The sequence below is a fragment of the Stutzerimonas urumqiensis genome, assembly GCF_003640395.1.
Taxonomy (GTDB): Bacteria; Pseudomonadota; Gammaproteobacteria; order Pseudomonadales; family Pseudomonadaceae; genus Stutzerimonas; species Stutzerimonas urumqiensis.
The window spans coordinates 370698-391186 of record NZ_RBZQ01000002.1 but is presented as its reverse complement, the minus strand read 5'-3'; the positions used below and the strand labels follow the sequence as shown (position 1 = coordinate 391186).

19 protein-coding genes are annotated in these 20489 nt (G+C 67.0%); 14 read left to right on the top strand and 5 right to left on the bottom strand.

Translation table 11 applies throughout. From position 1 onward, the window contains the following. Positions 1 to 873 carry a flagellar motor stator protein MotA gene (gene motA, locus D7325_RS05210; RefSeq protein ID WP_120994469.1) on the top strand — a complete coding sequence of 291 codons (873 nt, stop codon included), beginning with the start codon at positions 1 to 3 and terminating at the stop codon, positions 871 to 873. Next, a complete protein-coding gene (locus D7325_RS05205; protein WP_120994468.1) occupies positions 870 to 1805 on the top strand; it encodes an OmpA family protein in 936 nt (311 codons plus the stop codon). The genes motA and D7325_RS05205 overlap by 4 nt, the downstream gene beginning before the upstream one ends. Before the next feature lie 1309 nt (positions 1806 to 3114). Here the strand turns inward: D7325_RS05205 and D7325_RS05200 are convergent. From D7325_RS05200 to flgA, 4 genes are all read right to left on the bottom strand, one after another. Then, positions 3115 to 3975: a transcriptional regulator gene (locus D7325_RS05200; protein ID WP_120994467.1), complete on the bottom strand. Its 861-nt coding sequence runs from the start codon at positions 3973 to 3975 to the stop codon at positions 3115 to 3117. Positions 3976 to 4588: 613 nt separating this feature from the next. After that, positions 4589 to 5518, bottom strand: a complete 930-nt coding sequence (lafA, locus tag D7325_RS05195; RefSeq protein ID WP_120994466.1) for a lateral flagellin LafA — start codon at positions 5516 to 5518, stop codon at positions 4589 to 4591. Between the two features lie 99 nt (positions 5519 to 5617). Continuing rightward, positions 5618 to 6505, bottom strand: coding sequence for a lateral flagellin LafA (gene lafA, locus D7325_RS05190; protein WP_120994465.1), 888 nt, complete (start codon positions 6503 to 6505; stop codon positions 5618 to 5620). Positions 6506 to 7411: 906 nt separating this feature from the next. After that, a complete protein-coding gene (gene flgA / locus D7325_RS05185) occupies positions 7412 to 8119 on the bottom strand; it encodes a flagellar basal body P-ring formation chaperone FlgA (protein ID WP_120994464.1) in 708 nt (235 codons plus the stop codon). Positions 8120 to 8317: 198 nt separating this feature from the next. On the opposite strand from flgA, the gene flgB reads away from it, so the two are divergent. The 12 genes from flgB to D7325_RS05125 are packed head-to-tail and all read left to right on the top strand — an operon-like array spanning position 8318 to position 18711. Further along, entirely contained in the window at positions 8318 to 8680 is a 363-nt protein-coding gene (gene flgB / locus D7325_RS05180; RefSeq protein WP_120994463.1) for a flagellar basal body rod protein FlgB, read from the top strand. Further along, positions 8680 to 9108 carry a flagellar basal body rod protein FlgC gene (gene flgC, locus D7325_RS05175; RefSeq protein ID WP_120994462.1) on the top strand — a complete coding sequence of 143 codons (429 nt, stop codon included), beginning with the start codon at positions 8680 to 8682 and terminating at the stop codon, positions 9106 to 9108. The genes flgB and flgC overlap by 1 nt, the downstream gene beginning before the upstream one ends. Continuing rightward, complete coding sequence (locus tag D7325_RS05170; RefSeq protein ID WP_120994461.1) at positions 9108 to 9785, top strand: flagellar hook capping FlgD N-terminal domain-containing protein; 678 nt, start codon at positions 9108 to 9110, stop codon at positions 9783 to 9785. Before flgC ends, D7325_RS05170 begins: the two co-directional genes overlap by 1 nt. A 24-nt stretch (positions 9786 to 9809) precedes the next feature. Beyond that, positions 9810 to 10997, top strand: a complete 1188-nt coding sequence (gene flgE, locus D7325_RS05165) for a flagellar hook protein FlgE (RefSeq protein ID WP_120994460.1) — start codon at positions 9810 to 9812, stop codon at positions 10995 to 10997. A 9-nt stretch (positions 10998 to 11006) separates the two neighbouring features. Next, on the top strand, positions 11007 to 11735 hold the full coding sequence (locus tag D7325_RS05160) for a flagellar basal body rod protein FlgF (protein ID WP_120994459.1): 729 nt from the start codon (positions 11007 to 11009) through the stop codon (positions 11733 to 11735). A gap of 18 nt (positions 11736 to 11753) precedes the next feature. Next, complete coding sequence (flgG, locus tag D7325_RS05155) at positions 11754 to 12539, top strand: flagellar basal-body rod protein FlgG (RefSeq protein ID WP_120994458.1); 786 nt, start codon at positions 11754 to 11756, stop codon at positions 12537 to 12539. An 8-nt stretch (positions 12540 to 12547) separates the two neighbouring features. After that, positions 12548 to 13210 (top strand): flagellar basal body L-ring protein FlgH, encoded by a 663-nt coding sequence (gene flgH / locus D7325_RS05150; RefSeq protein WP_120994643.1) that lies wholly within the window; start codon positions 12548 to 12550, stop codon positions 13208 to 13210. A 7-nt stretch (positions 13211 to 13217) separates the two neighbouring features. Further along, positions 13218 to 14321 (top strand): flagellar basal body P-ring protein FlgI, encoded by a 1104-nt coding sequence (locus D7325_RS05145; RefSeq protein ID WP_120994457.1) that lies wholly within the window; start codon positions 13218 to 13220, stop codon positions 14319 to 14321. Further along, positions 14321 to 15376 (top strand): transglycosylase SLT domain-containing protein, encoded by a 1056-nt coding sequence (locus D7325_RS05140; protein ID WP_120994456.1) that lies wholly within the window; start codon positions 14321 to 14323, stop codon positions 15374 to 15376. Before D7325_RS05145 ends, D7325_RS05140 begins: the two co-directional genes overlap by 1 nt. Next, positions 15373 to 16740 (top strand): flagellar hook-associated protein FlgK, encoded by a 1368-nt coding sequence (flgK, locus tag D7325_RS05135; protein ID WP_120994455.1) that lies wholly within the window; start codon positions 15373 to 15375, stop codon positions 16738 to 16740. The genes D7325_RS05140 and flgK overlap by 4 nt, the downstream gene beginning before the upstream one ends. 16 nt (positions 16741 to 16756) lie before the next feature. Then, positions 16757 to 17671, top strand: coding sequence for a flagellar hook-associated protein FlgL (gene flgL, locus D7325_RS05130; RefSeq protein ID WP_120994454.1), 915 nt, complete (start codon positions 16757 to 16759; stop codon positions 17669 to 17671). Between the two features lie 11 nt (positions 17672 to 17682). Beyond that, the gene (locus D7325_RS05125; RefSeq protein WP_120994453.1) at positions 17683 to 18711 is read left to right on the top strand and encodes a hypothetical protein; all 1029 of its coding nucleotides are present in this window, start codon (positions 17683 to 17685) and stop codon (positions 18709 to 18711) included. 3 nt (positions 18712 to 18714) lie between these two features. On the opposite strand, the gene D7325_RS05120 is transcribed toward D7325_RS05125, so the two are convergent. Beyond that, positions 18715 to 20478 (bottom strand): sensor domain-containing phosphodiesterase, encoded by a 1764-nt coding sequence (locus D7325_RS05120; protein ID WP_245962014.1) that lies wholly within the window; start codon positions 20476 to 20478, stop codon positions 18715 to 18717. Positions 20479 to 20489 lie beyond the last annotated feature (11 nt).

Below are 20489 nucleotides of genomic sequence, written 5' to 3'. Positions count from 1 at the left end.
ATGCAAAAAGTTCTCGGTGCCTTCGTCATCATCGCCTGTGTGCTCGGCGGCTATTCCATGGCCCACGGCGACATGGCCGTTCTCTGGCAGCCGGCCGAGGTGGTGATCATCCTCGGCGCCGCGCTGGGCAGCCTGATCGTCGGCAACCCCAAGGAGGTGTTGCTGGAGATGCTCGTCCAGATGAAGGGCGTGTTCCTCTACAAGCGTCGTGGCGAAGAATTCCAGCGCCAGCTGCTGATGCTGCTCTATGAACTGCTGGAGATGGTCGACGTCGGCGGCCTCAAGGTCCTCGACGAACACATCGAGGAGCCGGAGGCGAGCGAGCTGTTCGCGCGCTATCCGCTGATCCTCCAGGAAAAGAACCTGATGGCCTTCATCGCCGACAACTTCCGGCTGATGGCGATGGGTAAGATCAGCGCCCACGAGCTGGAAGGCTTCCTCGAGCAGGAGCTGGAGGCGATGGAGCACGCGCTGCTGCAACCCTCGCGCTCGCTGCACAAGATCGGCGAGGCGATGCCGGGCTTCGGCATCCTGGCGGCGATCATGGGCATCATCATCACCATGGGCAGCATCGGCGGCAGCGTCGCCGAAATCGGCGCGCACGTGGCTGCCGCGCTCGTCGGGACCTTCCTCGGCATCTTCTTCTGCTACTGCCTGATGGACCCGCTCTCCAACGCCATGGCTCAGCGCGTCAAGACCGAGCTCTCGGCGCTCGAATGCGTACGCACCACGCTGGTCGCCCACGTCGCCGGCAAGCCCACGCTGCTGGCGGTGGACGCCGGTCGCAAGCTGATCGAACAGGACGTCAAACCCGCCTTCAAGCAACTCGAGAACTGGGTCAACCGGTACGAGGAAGAAAGGGACGCCGCATGAAACGGGGCAAGGGGGCCGGCGGCGAGCACGAGATCATCATCAAGCGCCGCAGCAAGAAAGGGCACGGCGATGAGCACGGCGGCGCCTGGAAGGTCGCCTTCGCCGACTTCACGCTGGCGATGATGGCGCTGTTCATGGTGCTGTGGATCATCCAGCCGCAGATGCAGCAGAACAACCCGTCGTTCGGCCAGATGCAGAGCAACCCGCTGGTCGATGGCGGCGCCGGCATCTTCGACGGCACCAGTACCTCGCCGCTGGAAATGGACGGCGTGCAACTGCCGGTGCCGCAGCCGGACCCGCAGACAAGCCAGGAAACCGCCGAGGCGAGCGATGAGCGCAGCGAGGGCGACGACAGCCGCCGCTACAGCTCGGCCGCCGAACTCAAGGCGCTGGCCGAGCGCATCCTGGCCGAGGCCGAGGAGGTCGACGCGGTCGCCAACCTGGAAGTCGACGTGGTGCCGCAGGGCCTGCGCATCCTGATCAAGGATGACCGCGACCGCTTCATGTTCGCCCGCGGCAGCGCCACCCTCGACCCGCACTTCCGGCGCCTGCTCGGCGTGCTCGCCGGCGTGCTCGGCAAGGTCGACAACAAACTCATCGTCAGCGGCCACACCGACGCCACGCCGTTTCGCGGGCGCGGCGGCTACGACAACTGGAACCTCTCCGGCGACCGCGCCCTGCGCGCGCGCAACGTGCTGGTGGAGGGCGGCCTGTCGCCGGCCTCGGTGCTGCAGGTCGCCGCGCAGGCGGACGTCATGCCGCTACGCCCGGACGATCCGAAGAGCGGCGCCAACCGTCGTGTGGAGATCCTCCTGCTGACCGAGCGGGCGGAGGCGTTGTATCGGGAGCTGTTTGGCGACAGCTATGCGCGGGCGCAGGTGACCGAGCAGGGCGCTCGCTTTGTCGAGGGGACAGTGGGGTCCGAGGGGTGAGTCTGGGCCGGGCTTCGACCCGGCAGCTTGCCCGCGCCGCGCCGCGCTGCGCTTGCCAGCCGGCCGGCAGATTTCCCCTTGCCCGGCGCTAAACGTTTTTGTAGGAGCCCGCTTGCGGGCGATGCTCTTGTCTTTCGGCTTCACAATCTGGCGTTTTTGACGCCGCGCTTTCCTCGGCCCGACCTACCGGTTGCGCCCCGCACGGCGTTAAGGCTTTGGAGGAACTGTAGGAGCCGGCTTGCTGGCGATGCTTTTGGTTCTTTCTCGGGGCATCTTGCTCGGGCGTTTTTGACGCCGCGCCTTTCTCGGCTCGGAGGATAGATTGCGCCCTGCACGGCGCGTCACTTTCTCTTGTCTCGCCAAGAGAAAGTAACCAAAGAGAAGGCGACCCCTGCATCCGGCCCCGGCTTTTGCCCGGGTTCCCTCGCTCCGGTGCCGTTCCAGGGGCACGCCACGAAGGGCCATCCATGGCCCTCGCGGCTCTCGCGGCATCCATGCCGCTCACCCCCCTCCACGACACCTGCGCTCGGCCTGCTGAAGGGGCGAGTGGTGTGGCTTGATGGTTCTGGTTGGAAAAAGCCAGAAAGCAAAGCAGAAAAGCAAAGCAGCAAGCTGAGCTGTTGTGGTCTCGAACGCGAGACAACCGTACACGTAGGGTGCATTCGCGAAGCAATGCACCGGTTTTCGCATCGGCGGCGTCCCCGGCGGATTGTTCGCTTCGCTCCTGAATCCGCCCTACGTCTGTAATGCAGCAATCACCGAACCACCAGCCACCGTAGGGTGGAAAACCGCAACGCGTTTTCCACCGCTTACACGGCGATGAAGCCTTTATCTGGCTGACCAACCGGCGCGTGCTCAGGCTTTTGATTTCGCTTGCACCTCACTCCCAGACCACTCGAACCAACCCCCTTTCATCCGGCCGAACGCAGGCGTTGCGCAGTTGCGCAGGGGGACGCGAGGCAGGACGCCGAGCGAGGCGCGGCGGGACAGGGACGTCCCGTCGTGACGCGCCCCCGGAGCGGCGCCGGAGTGAGGGAAGTCTGGCTGCGTAGCAGTCAGACCCGGATGACGGGGCGCGTTTTCTTTTGCTTACTTTTCTTTGCCGCGCGGCAAAGAAAAGTGAGGCGCCGTGCAAGGCGCAAACTGTCGGTAAGGCCGAGGAAAGCGCGGCGTCCGAAGCTCCAGATCACGAAGCCAAAAAACCAAAAGCTTCGCCAGCAAGCTGGCTCCTACCAAGCATTTCGCGTCGTGCAAGGCGCGGCCTGTAGAGGGCGCGGCGTTCGAAACGCCTATCCGAAACGCTGGCCACTCAATCCGGCAGGCACCCGCGCAGGTGCGCGTGCGTTTCCGCGCTCGACAGCTCGCGGTGGACCTTGGCCGTACGCAGGCGGCCGTCGTGCTGCAGGCAGCGAAACTCATAAAAGCCGCTCGACATGCTCACCACCAGGTTCGCCGGGGCGCTGCGCGTCGCCGAAACCTCGGCCAGCAGGGGCTCGGTCGCTGCGATCAGGTGATCGAGCTGCTTCTTCGAAGTCTCGATGTAGATGACCTGCAGGCTGCCGACGCCATGCTGATGGGTGAAGCTGCCGTCCGAGCCGCCGCCGTTCACCAGCTGCGCTGCCGCGAAAAAGCTCAGGCCCACCACCGAGGCGACCGAGCCGAGCCCTTTCGCCCACCGGCGACGCGGGCTGCGCATTGCCGATGGCGCCGTTGCCACAACGGCTGCTGGCGCGGGTTCGCTGTCGGTGCTCGGCTCCGGTTCGAGGGTCATCGCCTCGACGACCGACTCGGTTGCCACGGCCGGGCTGGCGACGAAGGCCGGGTTGAACAGGTAGCCGCGGCGCGGCAGCGTCTGGATGATCTGGCTGCTGCTGTCCGACAGCAGCTGGCGCAGGGTATAGACCTGCTGATTGAGGCTGCCCTGGCTGACCACGCGACCTTCCCAGGCATGGCCCAGCAGCTCCTGCCGCGACACCACCTCGCCGGCGCTGATCAGCAGGCGCTCGAGCAGGCGACTGCCGGCAAAGCCGAGATCGACCTGTTGCTCGACGCCGTTTTCGGCGAGCACCAGCTGGAAACGCGACGGATACAGCCGCGCCGTGCGGCCCTCGCGACCGGTTTTCAGCCATAGGCAGACGGGGCTTTCGGCCCCCGGCAGGGATTGGGACATGTGGAATAACCCGACTTAGCAAGGAGAGAACACGTAGCCCAGCGATCAGGGCTCACGCAGCGTTCGAAAACCATCCAGGAACCGCCATCGGTTCGATCACCCTTGCGGCTAACCGCGTACTGGATGCAAGCGCCTCGTTCACAGGCATCCCCGGGTCCTTTCGGGGCTCGTCCAAGCGAGTGGTTGGATTCTGACGCCAACAAAAAGTCGTGACAAGCCGCACGCTTTGTCCGCCCGTCGGGTGGTAGGGCGTGGGTGTGGCCGTAAGGTCTTCGAAATGACCGGGCGGACACATCCAGAGAGCCGTAGCTGCGCCGCTTTCGTGGCCGAGATAGACCCGGTTTACCGGACGGCCCGCGACAACATGCCACGGGCTTGCCGGGGGTTACGTTCTCAAGGAAGCGGGTGCGGCCGATGCGATGAATGGGCATCGCCCGGCGAGTGGGCCGCCATTCTCGTTGGCGCCGTTGCCTTTGATAAGCGCCGTTTGGCGGGTCGGGCGCGGATCGAACGGAATGCGCAGGGGGGCTCTGCGTTCTACTTTCCGTCCGGCAAGAAAAAGCCCCGCCGAGGCGGGGCTTGGTGACAGCAGTCTAGCCGTGCGAGGCCATGGTTAGCCGAGCAGCGACATGACCATGCCGGGCATCTGGCCGGCTTGCTTGAGCATGGAGATGCCGGACTGCATGAGCATGGAGTTCTTGCTCATGTTGGCGCTCTCGATGGCGAAGTCGGCGTCCATGATCCGGCCCTTGGCCATTTCGGTGTTGTCCTTCATGTTCGCCAGGTTGTTGTTGACGTGGTTCAGGCGGTTGATGCTGGCGCCGAAGGTAGCGCGCATCGAACCAATGGCATTGAGCGCGGTGGTCAGGTTGTCGATTTCAGTGTTGGCCAGGGCAGCGGTCTTGATTTCACCACCACCCGCGCTGACATCAGCCGTTGGAGCCGCTGCCAGTGCCGTGAATACGGTGCTAATGCCGCCGAGCCCCGTTGCGCTCAGTAGTGTGGTGAACTTGCCGCTGACGTTTACCGTCATTTTCTCGGCCGTGGTGCCGCCGATCTGGAAGGTGACGCCGGCCGCAGTGGAGCCAAACTTGCCTGCGGCGCCATCGATGACACCCGTTGCGCTGGCGAACAGCTTTTCACCGGCATAGCTGGTATTGCCTAGGATGTTGGCAAGCTCCTTGGCCAGTTCATCGTACTCACCTTGCAGGGAGGTGCGGTCGTCGGCGCTATTGGTGCCGTTCGCGCTCTGGGTCGCCAGATCCTTCATGCGCTGGACGATGTCGGTCATCTCGCTGAACGCGCCTTCGGCGGTCTGCAGCATCGAGGTCGCATCGCCGGTGTTGCGCATGGCGACGGCCATGCCGCGGCTCTGGGCGTTCAGGCGAGTGGCGATCTGCAGGCCGGCGGCATCGTCGGCGGCGCTGTTGATGCGCAGGCCAGTACCCAGGCGCTGCTGGTTGGTGGCCAGTGCGCTGTTGAACTTGTTCAGGCTGGTGTTGGTGGTCAGTGCGGAATAGTTCGTGTGGATGGACAGGGCCATGACGATTTCCTATGCGAAGCGCGGCGTCTGTGCGGCATGATCGCCGCAACCGCTGACTTGAAAGAGGTGGCGCCGTGGCGCCACCGGTTACGCGCGTGGTTAGCCGAGCAGCGACATGACCATGCCGGGCATCTGGCCGGCCTGCTTGAGCATGGAGATGCCGGACTGCATGAGCATGGAGTTCTTGCTCATGTTGGCGCTTTCGATGGCGAAGTCGGCGTCCATGATCCGGCCCTTGGCCATCTCGGTGTTGTCCTTCATGTTCGCCAGGTTGTTGCTGGTGTGGTTCAGGCGGTTGATGGTGGCGCCGAACTTGGCGCGCACGGTGCCAATGGCATTCAGTGCGGTGGCGACCTTATCGATTGTTGCGTTTGCGGCACCGGTAATTTCAGCGCCGGCAGCACCAGGCGTCATGTACGCCGCTGACGCCGCGTTGATGCCGGTGTTTACTGCTTTTACCGCGACGGAGGCATCGAAGGTCATCTTTTCAGCCGTGGTGGCACCGATCTGGAAGTTGACGCCGCCGGTGACGCCGAACTTACCGGTAGCAAGGTCGGCACCGTCGTTAGCACCAAAAAGCTTCTCCCCGGCGTAGGCGGTGTTGTCCATGATGTTGCGCAGTTCTTTCGCCAGCTCGTCGTACTCCCCCTGCAGCGAGGTCAGGTCGTTGGCGCTGTTGGTGCCGTTCGCGCCCTGGGTCGCCAGATCCTTCATGCGCTGCAGGATGTCGGTCATCTCGCTAAACGCGCCTTCAGCGGTTTGCAGCATCGAGGTCGCATCGCCAGTGTTGCGCATGGCAACGGCCATGCCGCGGCTCTGGGCGTTCAGGCGAGTGGCGATCTGCAGGCCGGCGGCGTCGTCGGCGGCGCTGTTGATGCGCAGGCCAGTACCCAGGCGCTGCTGGTTGGTGGCCAGTGCGCTGTTGAACTTGTTCAGGCTGGTGTTGGTGGTTAGTGCCGAGTAGTTGGTGTGAATGGACAGGGCCATGATGACTTCCTTCGAGCTGAGTGGCTTGGCGTTGATGGCTGGCTATCTGCCTGCTTGAAGGGGGAAGGCGACGGCGCCGGAGTCGGGCTTAAATCTGACGCCAGAAATTTTTCGCAAGGGGGACGAACGGTGCCCTACCGCTTTACCGACTGGTCGGGCGGGTCAGCGCGACGCGAACACCCGCCAGGCGATGTCGCGGCGCCGTGCGGGCCTTGGGTGGTGCATTGCTTCGCGAATGCACCCTACGGCCCTCACCGTCCCGTCCTACGGCCCTCACCGCCCCGTCCTTTCGTCCGCTTCGCGAGCAAGCTCGCTCCTACAAACGCCAGATCGCCGTGCTGTTCTGTAGGAGCCAGCTTGCTGGCGATCGAGCCCGCGCAGGCGCAACGCTCCGGCACACCAGCGGCGTAGGGCGGGTTCAGGCGCGAAGCGAACAACCCCGCCAGCGATGCCGCGGCGCCGTGCGGGCGTTGGGTGGTGCATTGCTTCGCGAATGCACGTTACGGCTCTCACCGTCCCGTCCCTCTGTCCGCTTCGCGAGCAAGCTCGCTCCTACAAAAGCCAGAACCGCCGTGCTGTTCTGTAGGAGCCCGCTTGCGGGCGATCGAGCCCGCGCAGGCGCAACGCTCCGGCACACCAGCGATGCAGGGCGGGTCAGGCGCGAAGCGAACACCCGCCAGGCGAATGCCGCGGCGCCATGCGGGCGTTGGGTGGGTGCATTGCTTCGCGAATGCACTCTCTACGGCCCTCACCGTCCCGTCCTTCCGTCCGCTTCGCGAGCAAGCTCGCTCCTACAAAAGCCAGAACCGCCGTGCTGTTCTGTAGGAGCCCGCTTGCGGGCGATCGAGCCCGCGCAGGCGCAACGTCGCTGAAAACCAGTCGGCGCGACCGCGTGTGGCCGTTGCCTCAATAGGTGCTGGTCACCACGCCCGGTTCGACCACCTGGGCATCGATCACCTTCTCGCTGCTGAGGTTGCGCACGCGGATGACGTCGCCGGGCTGGCCGTCGGCGAGGGCTTCGCCATTGACGGAGGCTTCGATGCCGTCGTGGCGGGCGATGATCTTCACCGGCTGGCCGCGCTGCACCGCGAGCGCCGCGGTCAGGAGGTTCGGCGCGATCAACTGGCTGGCGCGGATGCGGCGTTTGGCGGCCTGGCCGATCACCGGCTGCGGCTGGTTATAGAAGCCGCGGTGGGCCTTGGTCGGGTTGATCGGCTCGAAGGTCAGGTGCTGCGGGCCGATGGTTTCGCCCCGCTCGATGACCGTGGCGGCGTGGGCGGCCGGCAGGCTCAGGGTCGGCTGGCCGATGACCGCGACCGTCCAGCCGCTTTCGCCCGGACACACCACCTCGAGCCGCTGCCGCTCGGACGCCTCGGGAATCTCGCCGGACGGGCGCACCCGTGGCGGCGTCGGACAGGCTGGCAGCCGGGTCACGCTGTCCGGTCGGTCGACGCTGTGGGCCGCGCGCACGTCGCGCCAGCCTTCGCGCTGGGCCAGGGCCTGCACGCGTTCGTCGAGGTAGCGACCTACGGCTTCATCGATCTGCGCGCCCGCGCTCGGGTCGGCGAGCGCCGTGGTCGAGGCCAGCACGCCAGCCAGCGCCAGTGCGGTCATGCCGCGCGACCTCGGGGGGGAAAACGGTTTTCCGCCCCGGCCCGGCCGACCTCCCAAAAGCGGAAGCAAGGTGGCCTGCACGGCCCGGATGGGGTGGAGCGAAGCTAGCGAAATCAAGGGCTTATTCCATGGTTCTGAGTGCGGCACGGTTTCTGCAATCTTCGTGCGCAGATCAATCCAGCAAGGGTTAATGGTGGGATGAGTATACGAATCGACGAGAGCCTGAGCGTTCATGCCCGTGCGCTCGATCTGCGTATGCAGCGCAGCGAGATTCTCGCGGCCAACCTGGCCAACGAGGACACGCCCGGTTTCCAGGCGCGCGATATCGACTTCGCCGGCGAGATGCGTCGGCTGGACGAAGGCGAGGCGCGCATCGCGATCGCCGGCGACGACCCGCGCATGCTCTTCCGCGTGCCGACCCAGCCGTCGCAGGACGGCAACACGGTCGAGCTGTCGGTCGAGCAGGCGCAGTTCTCGCGCAACGCGATGGACTTCCAGACCAGCCTGACCTTTCTCAACATGAAATTCCGTGGCCTCAAGCAGGCCATCGAGGGACGCTGATGGCTTTCGACTCCATCTACCGCATCGCCGGCTCGGCGATGAATGCGCAGACCGTGCGGCTCAACACCGTCGCCTCCAACCTGGCCAACGCCGACTCGGCCGCCGCCAGCGCCGAGGACGTCTACCAGGCGCGCAAGCCGATGTTCGCCGCCGTCTACGAGAACGGCGAGCTGACCCGCGGCGTCGGCGTCGGCGGTGCCCACGTGCAGGTGCTTGACGTGGTGACCTCCGGCCGCGAGCCGCAGCGTCGCTACGAGCCGGGCAATCCGCTGGCCGACCGCGATGGCTACGTCTATTACCCCGACGTGAACGAGATCGAAGAGATGACCGACATGATGTCGGCCACCCGCAGCTTCGAGACCAATGTCGAGGTGCTCAACCGCGTCAAGAGCATGCAGCAGGGCCTGCTGCGGCTGGGTGAATCCTGATGAGCGTGATCGATCCGACCCAGGCTGGCGGCGTCGCCGGCCTCGCCATCGACGCGCCGCGCGCGGCGGTGAACCTGTCCGACGCGACCCAGATGGAGAACAACTTCATCGACCTGATGGTCGCGCAGATCAAGTTCCAGGACCCGACCAAGCCGGTCGACAGCACCGAGTTCCTCAACCAGTTCTCGGCCATGTCGCAGGTCAAGAGCATGGAGAACATGGCGCGCGTCGCGCAGAGCAACCTGGTGCTGACCGACAACCTGCAAACGCTGACCGCCGCCGGCCTGGTCGGCCAGGACGTCACCGTGGCGGTCGACCGCGTGGAGCTGTCGGACGAGGCGCTGGCTGGCGAGTTCCAGCTGGCTCATCCGTCCGGCAAGACCACCCTGGTGCTGACCGACGCCGTCGGCAAGCAGACCGAAGTCCCGCTCGGCCCGCAGGCGGCCGGTCGGGTGCCGTTCACGCTCGATGCCAAGGCGCTCGGCCTGGCCGAGGGCGAGTACGCCGTGAGCGTCGAGACGGCGAGCGGCGAGGCGCCCCAGCTCGAACTCACCGGCCGTGTCGGCCATGTGCGCGTCAGCGCCGAGGGCCCGGTGCTCGAGGTCGCTGGCGCCGGGCAGGTGCCGTTCTACCAGATTCTCGCCTTTGGCCAGCAGCCCGCGTCCGGCCTGCTCTGATCCCCTTTTCAAGAGACCGCATCCATGAGCTTCAACATCGCACTGACCGGCCTGTCCGCCGTGAACGACCAGCTGAACACCATCGGCAACAACATCGCCAACGCCGGCACCGTGGGCTTCAAGTCCTCGCGTACCGACTTCGCGAGCCTCTACGCCGACACCCAGGCGATGGGCGTCGAAGTCGCCGGCCACACCCAGAGCATCAGCCAGGGCGGCGCGCTGACCACCACCAACCGCAGCCTGGACCTGGCGATCTCCGGTGGCGGCTTCTTCGTCACCCGCGCCGGCAATGGCGACATCAGCTACACCCGCGCCGGTGTGTTCGGCACCGACAAGAACAGCTTCATCGTCAACAGCCAGGGCGGCAAGCTGCAGGGCTACCCGGCCGACGCCAACGGCAACCTGCAAACCGGCGTGGTGCAGGACCTCAAGCTGCAGGCCGGCAGCCTGCCCGCCAAGGCCACCGACAGCCTCGAGTTCGTCGCCAACCTCAACGCCAACCAGGACGTGCCGGCCATCGCCCCCTTCGACCCGCAGGAGGCGACCAGCTACAACTCCACCTACACCACCAAGCTGTTCGATTCGCTGGGCAAGGAACACACTCTGACGCAGTACTTCGTCAAGACCGCCGACAACAGCTGGGATGCGCACTACTACCTGGACGGCGCCTCGCTGGGCGCCGCGCAGCCGCTGACCTTCGCCACCAACGGCGCGCTGGCCAACCCGATCGCCCCGGTGACCCTGAGCTCGCCGGTCGGCGGCGCCGATCCGCTGAACATCGCGCTCGACTACAGCGGCACCAGCCAGTACGGCTCGGAGTTCTCGGTCACCACCAACCGCGCCAGCGGCTACACCGCGGGCGAGCAGACCGGCCTGTCGGTGGAGCGGGACGGTCGCGTCTACGCCAGCTACAGCAACGGCCAGCGCCTCGTGCAGGGCCAGGTGGTGCTCGCCAACTTCGTCAACCCCGAAGGGCTGAAGAACATCAGCGGCACCGCCTGGGCCGAGACCGCCGACTCCGGCGCGCCGCTGCTCGGTGCCCCCGGCATCGGCCAGTTCGGCACCCTCGCCGCCGGTGCGCTGGAAGGTTCCAACGTCGACCTCACCCAGCAGCTGGTGGGCCTGATGGAAGGCCAGCGCAATTACCAGGCGAATACCACGGTCATCTCCACCAACAAGGAGCTGACCCAGACCTTGTTCAACGCCATCTGAGGCTGATCCATGGACCGCTTGGGATACACGGCGATGACCGCCGCCAGCCGCACCATGCTCAGCTTGCAGGTGCGCTCGAACAACCTGGCCAACGTCAGCACGCCCGGCTTTCGCGCCGACATGGAGCGTGCGCAGGCCGTCGAGGTGGAAGGCTACGGCTACGACAGCCGGCACATGGCGCTGGTCGAGAACAACGGCGTGAACATGGCCGCCGGCCCGCTGATGGCGACCGGCCGCGACCTGGACTTCGCCGTCCAGGGCAGCGGGCTGATCGCCGTGCAGGACGTCGACGGCGAGGCCTACACCCGCCAGGGCAGCATGCAGATCGACGCCGAGGGGCGGCTGACGCTCAACGGCCGCGCGGTGCTGGGCGAGGGCGGGCCGATCGTGCTGCCCGAGCACGACAAGGTGGAAATCGGCAACGACGGCACCGTGTCGATCATGGCGCCCGGTGACTGGCTGATGGCCGAGGTCGACCGCATCCGCGTGGTCGACGTGCCCGCCGCCAACCTGGTCAAGAACGAGGCCGGCCTGCTGGTGACGCGCGACGGCGCCGCCGCCGAGGCGCTGGAAAACCCGCGCCTGGTCGCCGGGCACCTGGAGTCGAGCAACGTCTCGGCGATCGACGAGCTGGTCGCGACCATGAGCCTCAACCGCCTGTTCGAGACCCAGGTGAAGATGATGAAAGCCGCCGAGGACCTCTCCGACGCGGGCAACCGGATGATTCGCGGCAGCTAAGGCCGCAGGAGACTTGCCATGAATTCCGCCCTCTGGGTCAGCAAGACCGGCCTCGCCGCGCAGGACAAGGCCCTCTCGACCGTCGCCAACAACCTGGCGAACGTCAACACCAACGGCTTCAAGAGCGATCGCGCGGTCTTCGAAGACCTGTTCTACAGCATCGAAAAGCAGCCCGGCGCCCAGGCCGACGCGGTCAACACCGTGCCGTCGGGCATCCAGCTCGGCAGCGGTGTCCGCATTGCCGGTACGCAGAAGGTCTTCACCGAAGGCAGCATCCAGACCACCGGCCAGCCGATGGACCTGGCGATCGTCGGGCGCGGCTTCTTCCAGGTCGAGGCGCCCAACGGCGATCTGCTCTACACCGAGAACGGCCAGTTCCAGCTCAACGCCGAGGGCATGATGGTCAACGCCCAGGGCCTGCCGCTGACGCCGGCCATCGAAGTCCCCGAGGGCAGCAGCGGCTTTACCGTCGGCGCCGACGGCATCGTCACGGCGATCCTGCCGGGCGACACCATGCCGTCCGAGCTCGGCCAGATCACGCTGGTCAACTTCGTCAACGCCGGCGGCCTGGAAGCGCTGGGCGGCAACCTCTACCGCGAAACCGTGGCCAGCGGCGAGCCGGTCGAGGGCGTGCCGGGCGAGGAAGGCCTCGGCAGCCTCAAGCAGGGCGTGCTCGAAGGCTCCAACGTGCAGGTGGTCGAGGCGATGGTGAACATGATCGCCATCCAGCGCGCCTACGAGGCCAACGCCAAGGTCATGGATGCCGCCAGCGGCATGCAGCAGTTCCTCAACCAGACCCTCTAGTGATCGCCATGCGCCAACTTCTCGCCTGCGGCCTGCTGGCCCTGCTGACCGGCTGCGCCAGTTTCGACGAACTGCGCCCCGAAGAGTCCTCGACCCTGTTCGAACCGCCCGTGCCGGCCTATCCGGCGCCGGTCAACACGGCCGGCGGCCTGTTCGGCTCGGGGCATGTCAGCTCGCTGACCTCGGATCGCCGCGCCGTGCGCGTAGGCGACATCCTGACCATCGTGCTCGACGAGTCGACCCAGTCGAGCAAGAGCGCCGGCACCAGCTTCGGCAAGTCGTCCAGCATCGGGCTGGCGACGCCGAACGTGCTGGGCAAGACTTACCCGCAGCTGGACACCGCCGTCTCCGGCGAGCGCGAATTCGAAGGCGCCGCCGAGAGCTCGCAGCAGAACACCCTGCGCGGCTCGATCGCCGTGACGGTGCACCAGGTGCTGCCCTCCGGCGTGCTGGTGGTCAAGGGCGAGAAGGCGCTGCGCCTGAACCAGGGCGACGAGTACATCCGCCTCTCGGGCCTGGTGCGCCGCGAGGACATCAACCGCTTCAACCAGGTCTCGTCGCAGAACATCGCCAACGCGCGCATCGCCTATTCGGGCCGCGGCGTGCTGAACGACAGCAACCGGGCCGGCTGGCTGACGCGCTTCTTCACCAGCCCGCTGTTCCCCCTCTGAGAACGCCATGAACCGAACGATCAAGACCCTGCTCGCCGCCCTGGCGCTGGCCTGGCTGCCGTCCGCCGAGGCCGTCCCGCTGATGGACCTGGTGGACATCGAAGGCATCCGCGGCAACCAGCTGATCGGCTACGGCCTGGTGGTCGGCCTCGACGGCACCGGCGACAAGAACCAGGTGAAGTTCACCAGCCAGTCGGTCACCAACATGCTCGAGCAGTTCGGCGTGAACCTGCCGGAGAAGGTCGACCCCAAGCTCAAGAACGTCGCCGCGGTGACCATCACCGCGAACCTGCCGCCGTCCTACAGCCCCGGCCAGACCATCGATGTGACCGTCTCCTCGCTCGGCGATGCCAAGAGCCTGCGTGGCGGCACCTTGCTGATGACGCCGCTGCAAGGCATCGACGGCGAGGTCTACGCCATCGCCCAGGGCAACCTGGTGGTCGGCGGCCTCAATGCCTCCGGCGACAGCGGCTCGAGCGTGGCGATCAACAGTGCGAACACCGGGCTGATCCCCAACGGCGCGACCGTCGAGCGGCTGATTCCGACCGATTTCGCCGAGCGCCCGGACGTCATGCTCAACCTGCGCCAGCCGAGCTTCCAGACCGCCACGCGGCTGGTCGAGGCGATCAACGAAATGTTCGGCGCCGGCACCGCCAGTGCGCTGAACGCCACCAAGGTGTCGGTGCGCGCGCCGGTCACCAGCACCCAGCGCATGAGCTTCATGGCCATGCTCGAAGGGCTGGACGTGCAGGAAGGCCGCACCCGGCCGAAGGTCGTGTTCAACAGCCGCACCGGCACGGTCGTGGTCGGGCAGGGCGTACGCGTGAAAGCGGCGGCGGTTGCCCACGGCACGCTCACCGTCACCATCAGCGAGCGCCCGCAGGTCAGCCAGCCGGCGCCGTTCTCGCAGGGGCAGACGGTGGTCACGCCGCAGTCGGACGTCGCCGTCGAGCAGGACCGCAAGCCGATGTTCCAGTGGCCGGAAGGCGCCAGCCTGGAAAGCATCATCAACACGGTGAACAGCCTGGGCGCGACGCCGGACGATGTCATGAGCATCCTCCAGGCGCTCGAGCGCGCCGGCGCCCTGAACGCGGAACTGGTGGTGATCTGATGAGCATCGTGTCGCTCCCGCAGCACCTGGCCACGCGCCAGGCGCGTCCGACCGATCCGGCCGCCGCGCGCCGCCAGCAGCTGGAGGTCGTCTCCGAGCAGTTCGAGGCGCTGTTCCTGCAACAGATCCTCAAGCAGATGCGCAAGGCGGGCGATGCGCTGTCGGCCGACAACCCCATGCGCAGCCGCGAGTTGAGCACCATGCGCGACTTCTACGACGAGGTGCTGGCCGACACCCTGGCCGAAAAGCGGGAGACCGGCATCGCCGACATGCTGGTGCAGCAGCTGTCCGGCGAAAGTGGCAAGGTCATCCCGGCGCCGGTGCCGACACCGCTCGGCGTGCCGACCGGATCGTCGCGCCCGGTCGCCAGCCTGCAGAGCTCGCCGAGCCTGGCAAGCACCTGGCAGCGCGGCATCGAGGCCATCGATTCGGCCTGGGAGCGCGGCAAGGCGGGCTTCATGGCGCTGGTCGACAGCGTCATCAAGCACGAGTCGGCCGGCAACGTCGCGGCGGTTTCGCCCAAGGGCGCGCGCGGCCTGATGCAGCTGATGCCGGGCACCGCCCGCGACATGGCCGCCGAACTCGGCATCCCCTTCGATGAAGCGCGGCTGACCAGCGACGCGGCCTATAACAAGCGCCTCGGCACGGCCTACCTGAACAAGATGCTGGACCGCTACGACGGCCACCAGGCGCTGGCGCTGGCCGCGTACAACGCCGGGCCCGGCAAGGTCGACGAATGGCTGAAGACCAACGGCGACCCGCGCACCGGCGAGATCAGCACCCATCGCTGGGTGCAGAAGATTCCCTTCGCCGAGACGCGCAACTACGCCCGCAACATCCTCGACGACCTGGCCTCCGCACAGCCGGTCGAACGCACCGCGCCGGCCGACCGCAGCGCCGAGGCGGCGCTCGGCTGGTTCCCGCAGGCCAGCCTTAATTCCGGGGCCGATCCGGTCGCTCTACCGAGACAGCAGCACGCCGCATCGGCCGTGGGCCACCAGTCGGGGGCCTTCGCCCAGCCGATCCGGCTCGAGCCCAAGGAAATGAAGTCGTGAGCACTCTCACCCAGATCGGTTACAGCGGCGTTCGCGCCTCGCAGATCGCGCTGACCGCCAGCGGCCAGAACGTGGCCAACGTCAATACGCCCGGCTTCAGCCGCCTGGCGCCGGACCTGCGCTCGGTCGCCTCGCTCGGCGGCGTGGGCGTCGGTGGCGGGGTGCAGGTCAGCGACGTGCGCCGGCTGGCCAGCGATTTCCAGAACCAGCAGCTGTGGCGCGCCACCACCGAGCAGCACTACCACGACACCAGCCAGCAGTACCTGGGTGCGCTGGAAGGGCTGCTGGGCAGCGAGGGGTCGAGCATCAGCGGCGGCCTAGACAACTTCTTCGCCGCGCTCAGCGAGGCCAGCTCGACGCCCGAATCCATCGCCCTGCGCCAGCAGATCCTCGGCGAGGCCAAGCAGCTCGCCCAGCGCTTCAACAGCCTGAACAGCAACATCGGCGTGCAGCTCGACGCGCTGCATGGCCAGCGCACCGCGATGGTCAAGGAGATCAACGGGCTGACCGAGAACATCGCCGCGCTGAACAAGCAGATCACCGAAATGCAGTCGGCCGGCCGCGAGACGGCGACGCTCGAAGACTACCGCGACAACCTGCTCAAGGAGCTCGGCGGCCACGCCGGCATCCGCGTGCAGGCCGCCAACGACGGCAGCCTCACGGTGTCGCTCGCCAATGGCCAGCCGCTGGTGGCCGGCGCCAGTGCCGGGCAGCTGAAGGTGGCGCTCAATGCCGCCGGCGAGCAGGAGGTGTCGCTGGTGTTCGCCCGCACCACCTTCCCGCTGGTGCAGGACGGCCTCGGCGGCAACCTCGGCGCCCTGCATGACATGGAATACGGCGCGCTGCGCCCGGCGCGCCAGGACCTGCACGACATGGCCAGCGCCCTGGCCGACAAGGTCAACGCGACGCTCACCGCCGGCTTCGACCGCAACGGCAATCCGGGCCAGCCGCTGTTCGTGCACGATGCCACCAGCGTCAGCGGCATGCTGACCGTGGCCGACCTGGCGCCCGAGGCGCTGGCCTTCTCCGACACCGCCGGCGAGATGGGCAACAACGGCGTGCTGCTCAAGCTGCTCGACATCAAGGGCCAGCCGGCGCTGGTCAACGGCAGCCTGGTGCCGCTCAACGACGGCTATGCCGGGCTGGTCGGACGGGTGGCCAGCGCCAGCCGGCAGAACCAGGCGGACCTGTCGGCGGCCACCACCGTGACCGAACAGGCCCAGGCCCAGCGCGACAGCATCAGCGCGGTGAACCTCGACGAGGAAGCCGTCAACCTGATGACCTACCAGCAGGCCTACCAGGCCAACATGAAAGTGATCAGCACCTCGAACGCCCTGTTCGATGCCGTGCTGGCGATGTTCTGACGGCAGAGACCGACCCATGCGCATTTCCAACGCCCAGATCACCGCGCAGATGCACGGTTCGATGAACCAGAGCTCGGCCAAGCTCGGCAAGCTGATGCAGCAGATGGCCACCGGCGAACGCATGCTGGTGCCCTCCGACGATCCGATCTCCGCCGTGCGGGTGCTGCGCATCCAGCGCGAGGAGGCGAGCCTGACGCAGTACCGCACCAACATCGCCAATGTCGCCGGCAACCTCTCCAAGCAGGAGACCAACCTCAAGGCCGCCTCCGACACGCTGCTGAGCGTGCGTGACCTGCTGCTGTGGGCCGCCAATGGCAGCAACACCAGCGAAGACCTCGGCGCCATCGCCAACGAGCTCGAGAGCCTCGAGAAGACGGTGCTGGGCTTTGCCAACGTGCGCGACGAAGAAGGCCGCTACCTGTTTTCCGGCACCCTGACCGACCAGCCGGCGATCACCTTCGATGCCGGCACCGGCCAGTACGGGCTCAACGGCAACGACAAGCGCCGCCAGGCGGCAGTCGCCAACGGCGTGCTGGTCGAGGAAAATGTCACCGCGTCGCAGGTATTCGGCGGCGGTGTCGCGGTGCTGAACGATCTGCATGCGCTGATCGCAACGCTGAAGGACCCGGCGCTGGACATCGCCGACCCGGCCGTGCGGGCGCAGATCGATGCGACGCTCGGCAGCCTCGATGCGACCCACGGCGACCTGCTCGGCGCGGTGACCGAACTGGGCGGGCGGCAGAACACCCTGACCCTGCTGTCGGGCAGCAACGAAGAGATTTCGCTGGTGAACCAGAAGATCGAGGGCGAGCTGTCGCAGCTCGACTACGCCGGCGCCAGCATCGACCTGAACAATTACCAGCTGGCCCTCCAGGCCACGCAGAAGACCTATCTGAAGATCAACGGGCTGTCGCTGTTCGGCATGCTCTGAAGGTGACGTAGATGAAGATCGGCAAGCAGCTGCCCGCGCTCGCTTCGGTCAACCCGCAGGACCGCCGCCAGGCGCTGGTGTCCGACACACCGGCGGCGTCGGCGCGCCGTGCGCCCGCCGGGCGCGAGACGGCGCCCGAGGGCGGCAAGAAGAGCGCCAGCTTCAGCTTGCAGCTCAACCAGCAGCTGACCTCCATGCAGTCGGCCGCCAGCTACCTGGACGACCTGCACGCGCGCCTGTCCGATCTCAAGCTCAACCTGGGGCGCGAGTTGACCTCGCCGCAGAAGGTGGCCGGCAATCAGCTCGACCCGCTGCTCGGTGAGGTGCGCCAGCTGCTCGACGAGCGCGCCGCGCGCTCGGCCAACAGCCTGGACGCCGGCATGCGCCTGCGGCTGCACGAGCCGGTGCGCAGTCGCGTGCGGCTGCCGGGGCTGGAATCGCTCGATGCCATCCGGGCGTCGGGGAAGGAAACGCTGCTGTTCACCGCCGGTCGCCAGCTCGCCGAACCGGTCGCCGTGGTGCTCGACGATCAGCTCAGCGACGAGCAACTGCTGCGCCGCTTCAACACCACGCTCGGCCAGGCCGGCTTGCGCGCCGAACTGGAGCGGGGCGGGGCGCTGGTGTTCACCGCCCGCGAGAGCGACTGGGCCAAGCTCGACGGCCAGCTGGCGGTGCAGGGCGAGGGCAAGCTGTTCCCGCGCGCCCGCACGCCCGTGATGGCCGATCAGGAAAAGCTGCTGGACCTGCCCGACACGCTGGCCGGCGAGCACCTGCGCGACCTGCGCCGCGTGCTCGACGGCGTGGTCGCCGCGCTCGACAAGGTCGGGGCCCTGCGCGAGCAGCTCGCGCATCGGCAGGCGGAAATCCGCGAATTCCTGGCGCGCCAGTCCCATGCGGACGAGCGCGAGTGGGCGCTGGATTACGCGCACTCGGTATTCGACCTGATGAACCGCAGCCCATCGAGCTTCGCCGCCGTCACCCAGACGGTGGTGGCCCAGGCCACGCTCAGCCGCTCGACGGTGGTCAGCCTGCTGTCCTGACGCTCAACCCCGCGCGCTCAGCCATTGCGGCACGGACGCCGGCGGCATCGGTCGGGCAAACAGATAGCCCTGTCCCTCGTGGCACCCCCAGGCGCGCATCTGTTCGAGCACGTCCGGCGTCTCGATGCCCTCGGCCACCACCCGGTAGCCCAGCTCCAGCGACAGGTCGATGATGGTGCGCACCAGCCGTTGCTCGCGCGGCTGGCTCAGGTCGCGCATGAAGGACTGGTCCAGCTTCACCGTGTCGGCGGGCAGTGCGCGTAAGTAGGTCCAGTTGCTGTAGCCGGTGCCGAAGTCGTCGATCGATACCTCCACGCCGGCATCGCGGATGCGTTGCAGCTGCGTGCGCACCAGCTCGGGGTGGCGCATCAGCGCGCTTTCGGTGAATTCCAGCTCGAAGCAGCGCGGGTCGAGTCCGAAGCGGTCCAACAGGGTGTGCATGCGTTCGGCGAACTGCGGGCTGTCCAGGTCGATGGCCGACACGTTCATCGCCACGCGCAGGTGCAGGCCGGCCGCCTCCCAGTCGGCGACCTGGCGCATGGCCTGCTCCATCACCCACAGGCTCAGCGGACGCATCAGCGCGGTCTTTTCCGCCAGCGGGATGAACTCGCCGGGGCTGATCGTGCCGAGCGTCGGGTGCTGCCAGCGCAGCAGCGCTTCGACCGAGGTGCAGGCGCCGGTGTGCAGGTCGATCCGCGGCTGGTAGTGCAGGCGGAGCTGGTCCTGGCCGTAGACCGCTTCGCACAGCGAGTTGAGCACCTGCACGGCGCGCAGCTGGATGTGGTCGCGGCTGGGGTCGTGATAGCGCCAGCCATGCCCGCGCTCGCGGGTTTCGTCGGCGGTGGCGATGGCGGCGCGCAGCCAGTCGGTCTCGATGAGCTCCTGCGGCCCGACCGGCAGCACGCCGATGCCGACCTGGGTGTGCACGGGAATGCGCTCGGTACCGACCGGCGTCTCGAAGCACGCGAGGATGTCCTCGCACAGCGGCGCCGGGTCCGTTTCGTCCGGCAGCAGGAAGGCGAAGCGCGTCGGACTGACCCGGTACAGCGCCAGGTCCGGCGGCACCACGCCCTGGAGCCGCACGGTGATGCTGAGGATCAGGTCGCCGACGAATTCCAGCCCGATGCCCCGGACCACCTCGTCGTAGTAGCTTGGCGCCAGGGCATCGATGACCACCAGCCGGGCGCGCTTGCCGGCGGTGGCGAGGATGCGCGCGTCCTGTTCGAGGCGCGACCGGTTGAGCAGGCCGGAGGGCTGGTCGACGTAGTTCTGGGTGCGCAGGTTGACGATGCGGATCATCACCAGCTTGGCGAGCATCGCCAGCGCGCTGGCCTGGCGCAACGTCAGCGGCGGTCGTCGCTGGGTGTCGATGATGCACAGCGCGCCCAGCACCAGGCCGTCCGTGGTGGTCAGCGGCATGGCCGCGTAGAAGCGGATGCCCGGCGGGCCGACGACCATCGGATGGCTCTCGAAGCGCTCGTCGCGGTCGGCGTCGATCACTTCGAACAGGGTGGTGCCCTTGATGGCCTCCGAGCAGAAGGAGCGTTCGCGCGGGGTTTCCACCACCGTTACGCCGATCCTGGCGAGAAACCACTGGCGATGCTCGTCGACGATCGAAACCATCGCCATCGGCACGTCGAAGCACTGCGTGGCCATGTGGACGATGTGGTCGAGCACGTGGTCGGCGGTCTCTTCGAGGGCGCGCAGCTCCCGGACCCTGGCCAGCCGTTCGGCTTCGTTGATCGGCGCCTCTGGATGCATGTTCATCGCATCGCGCT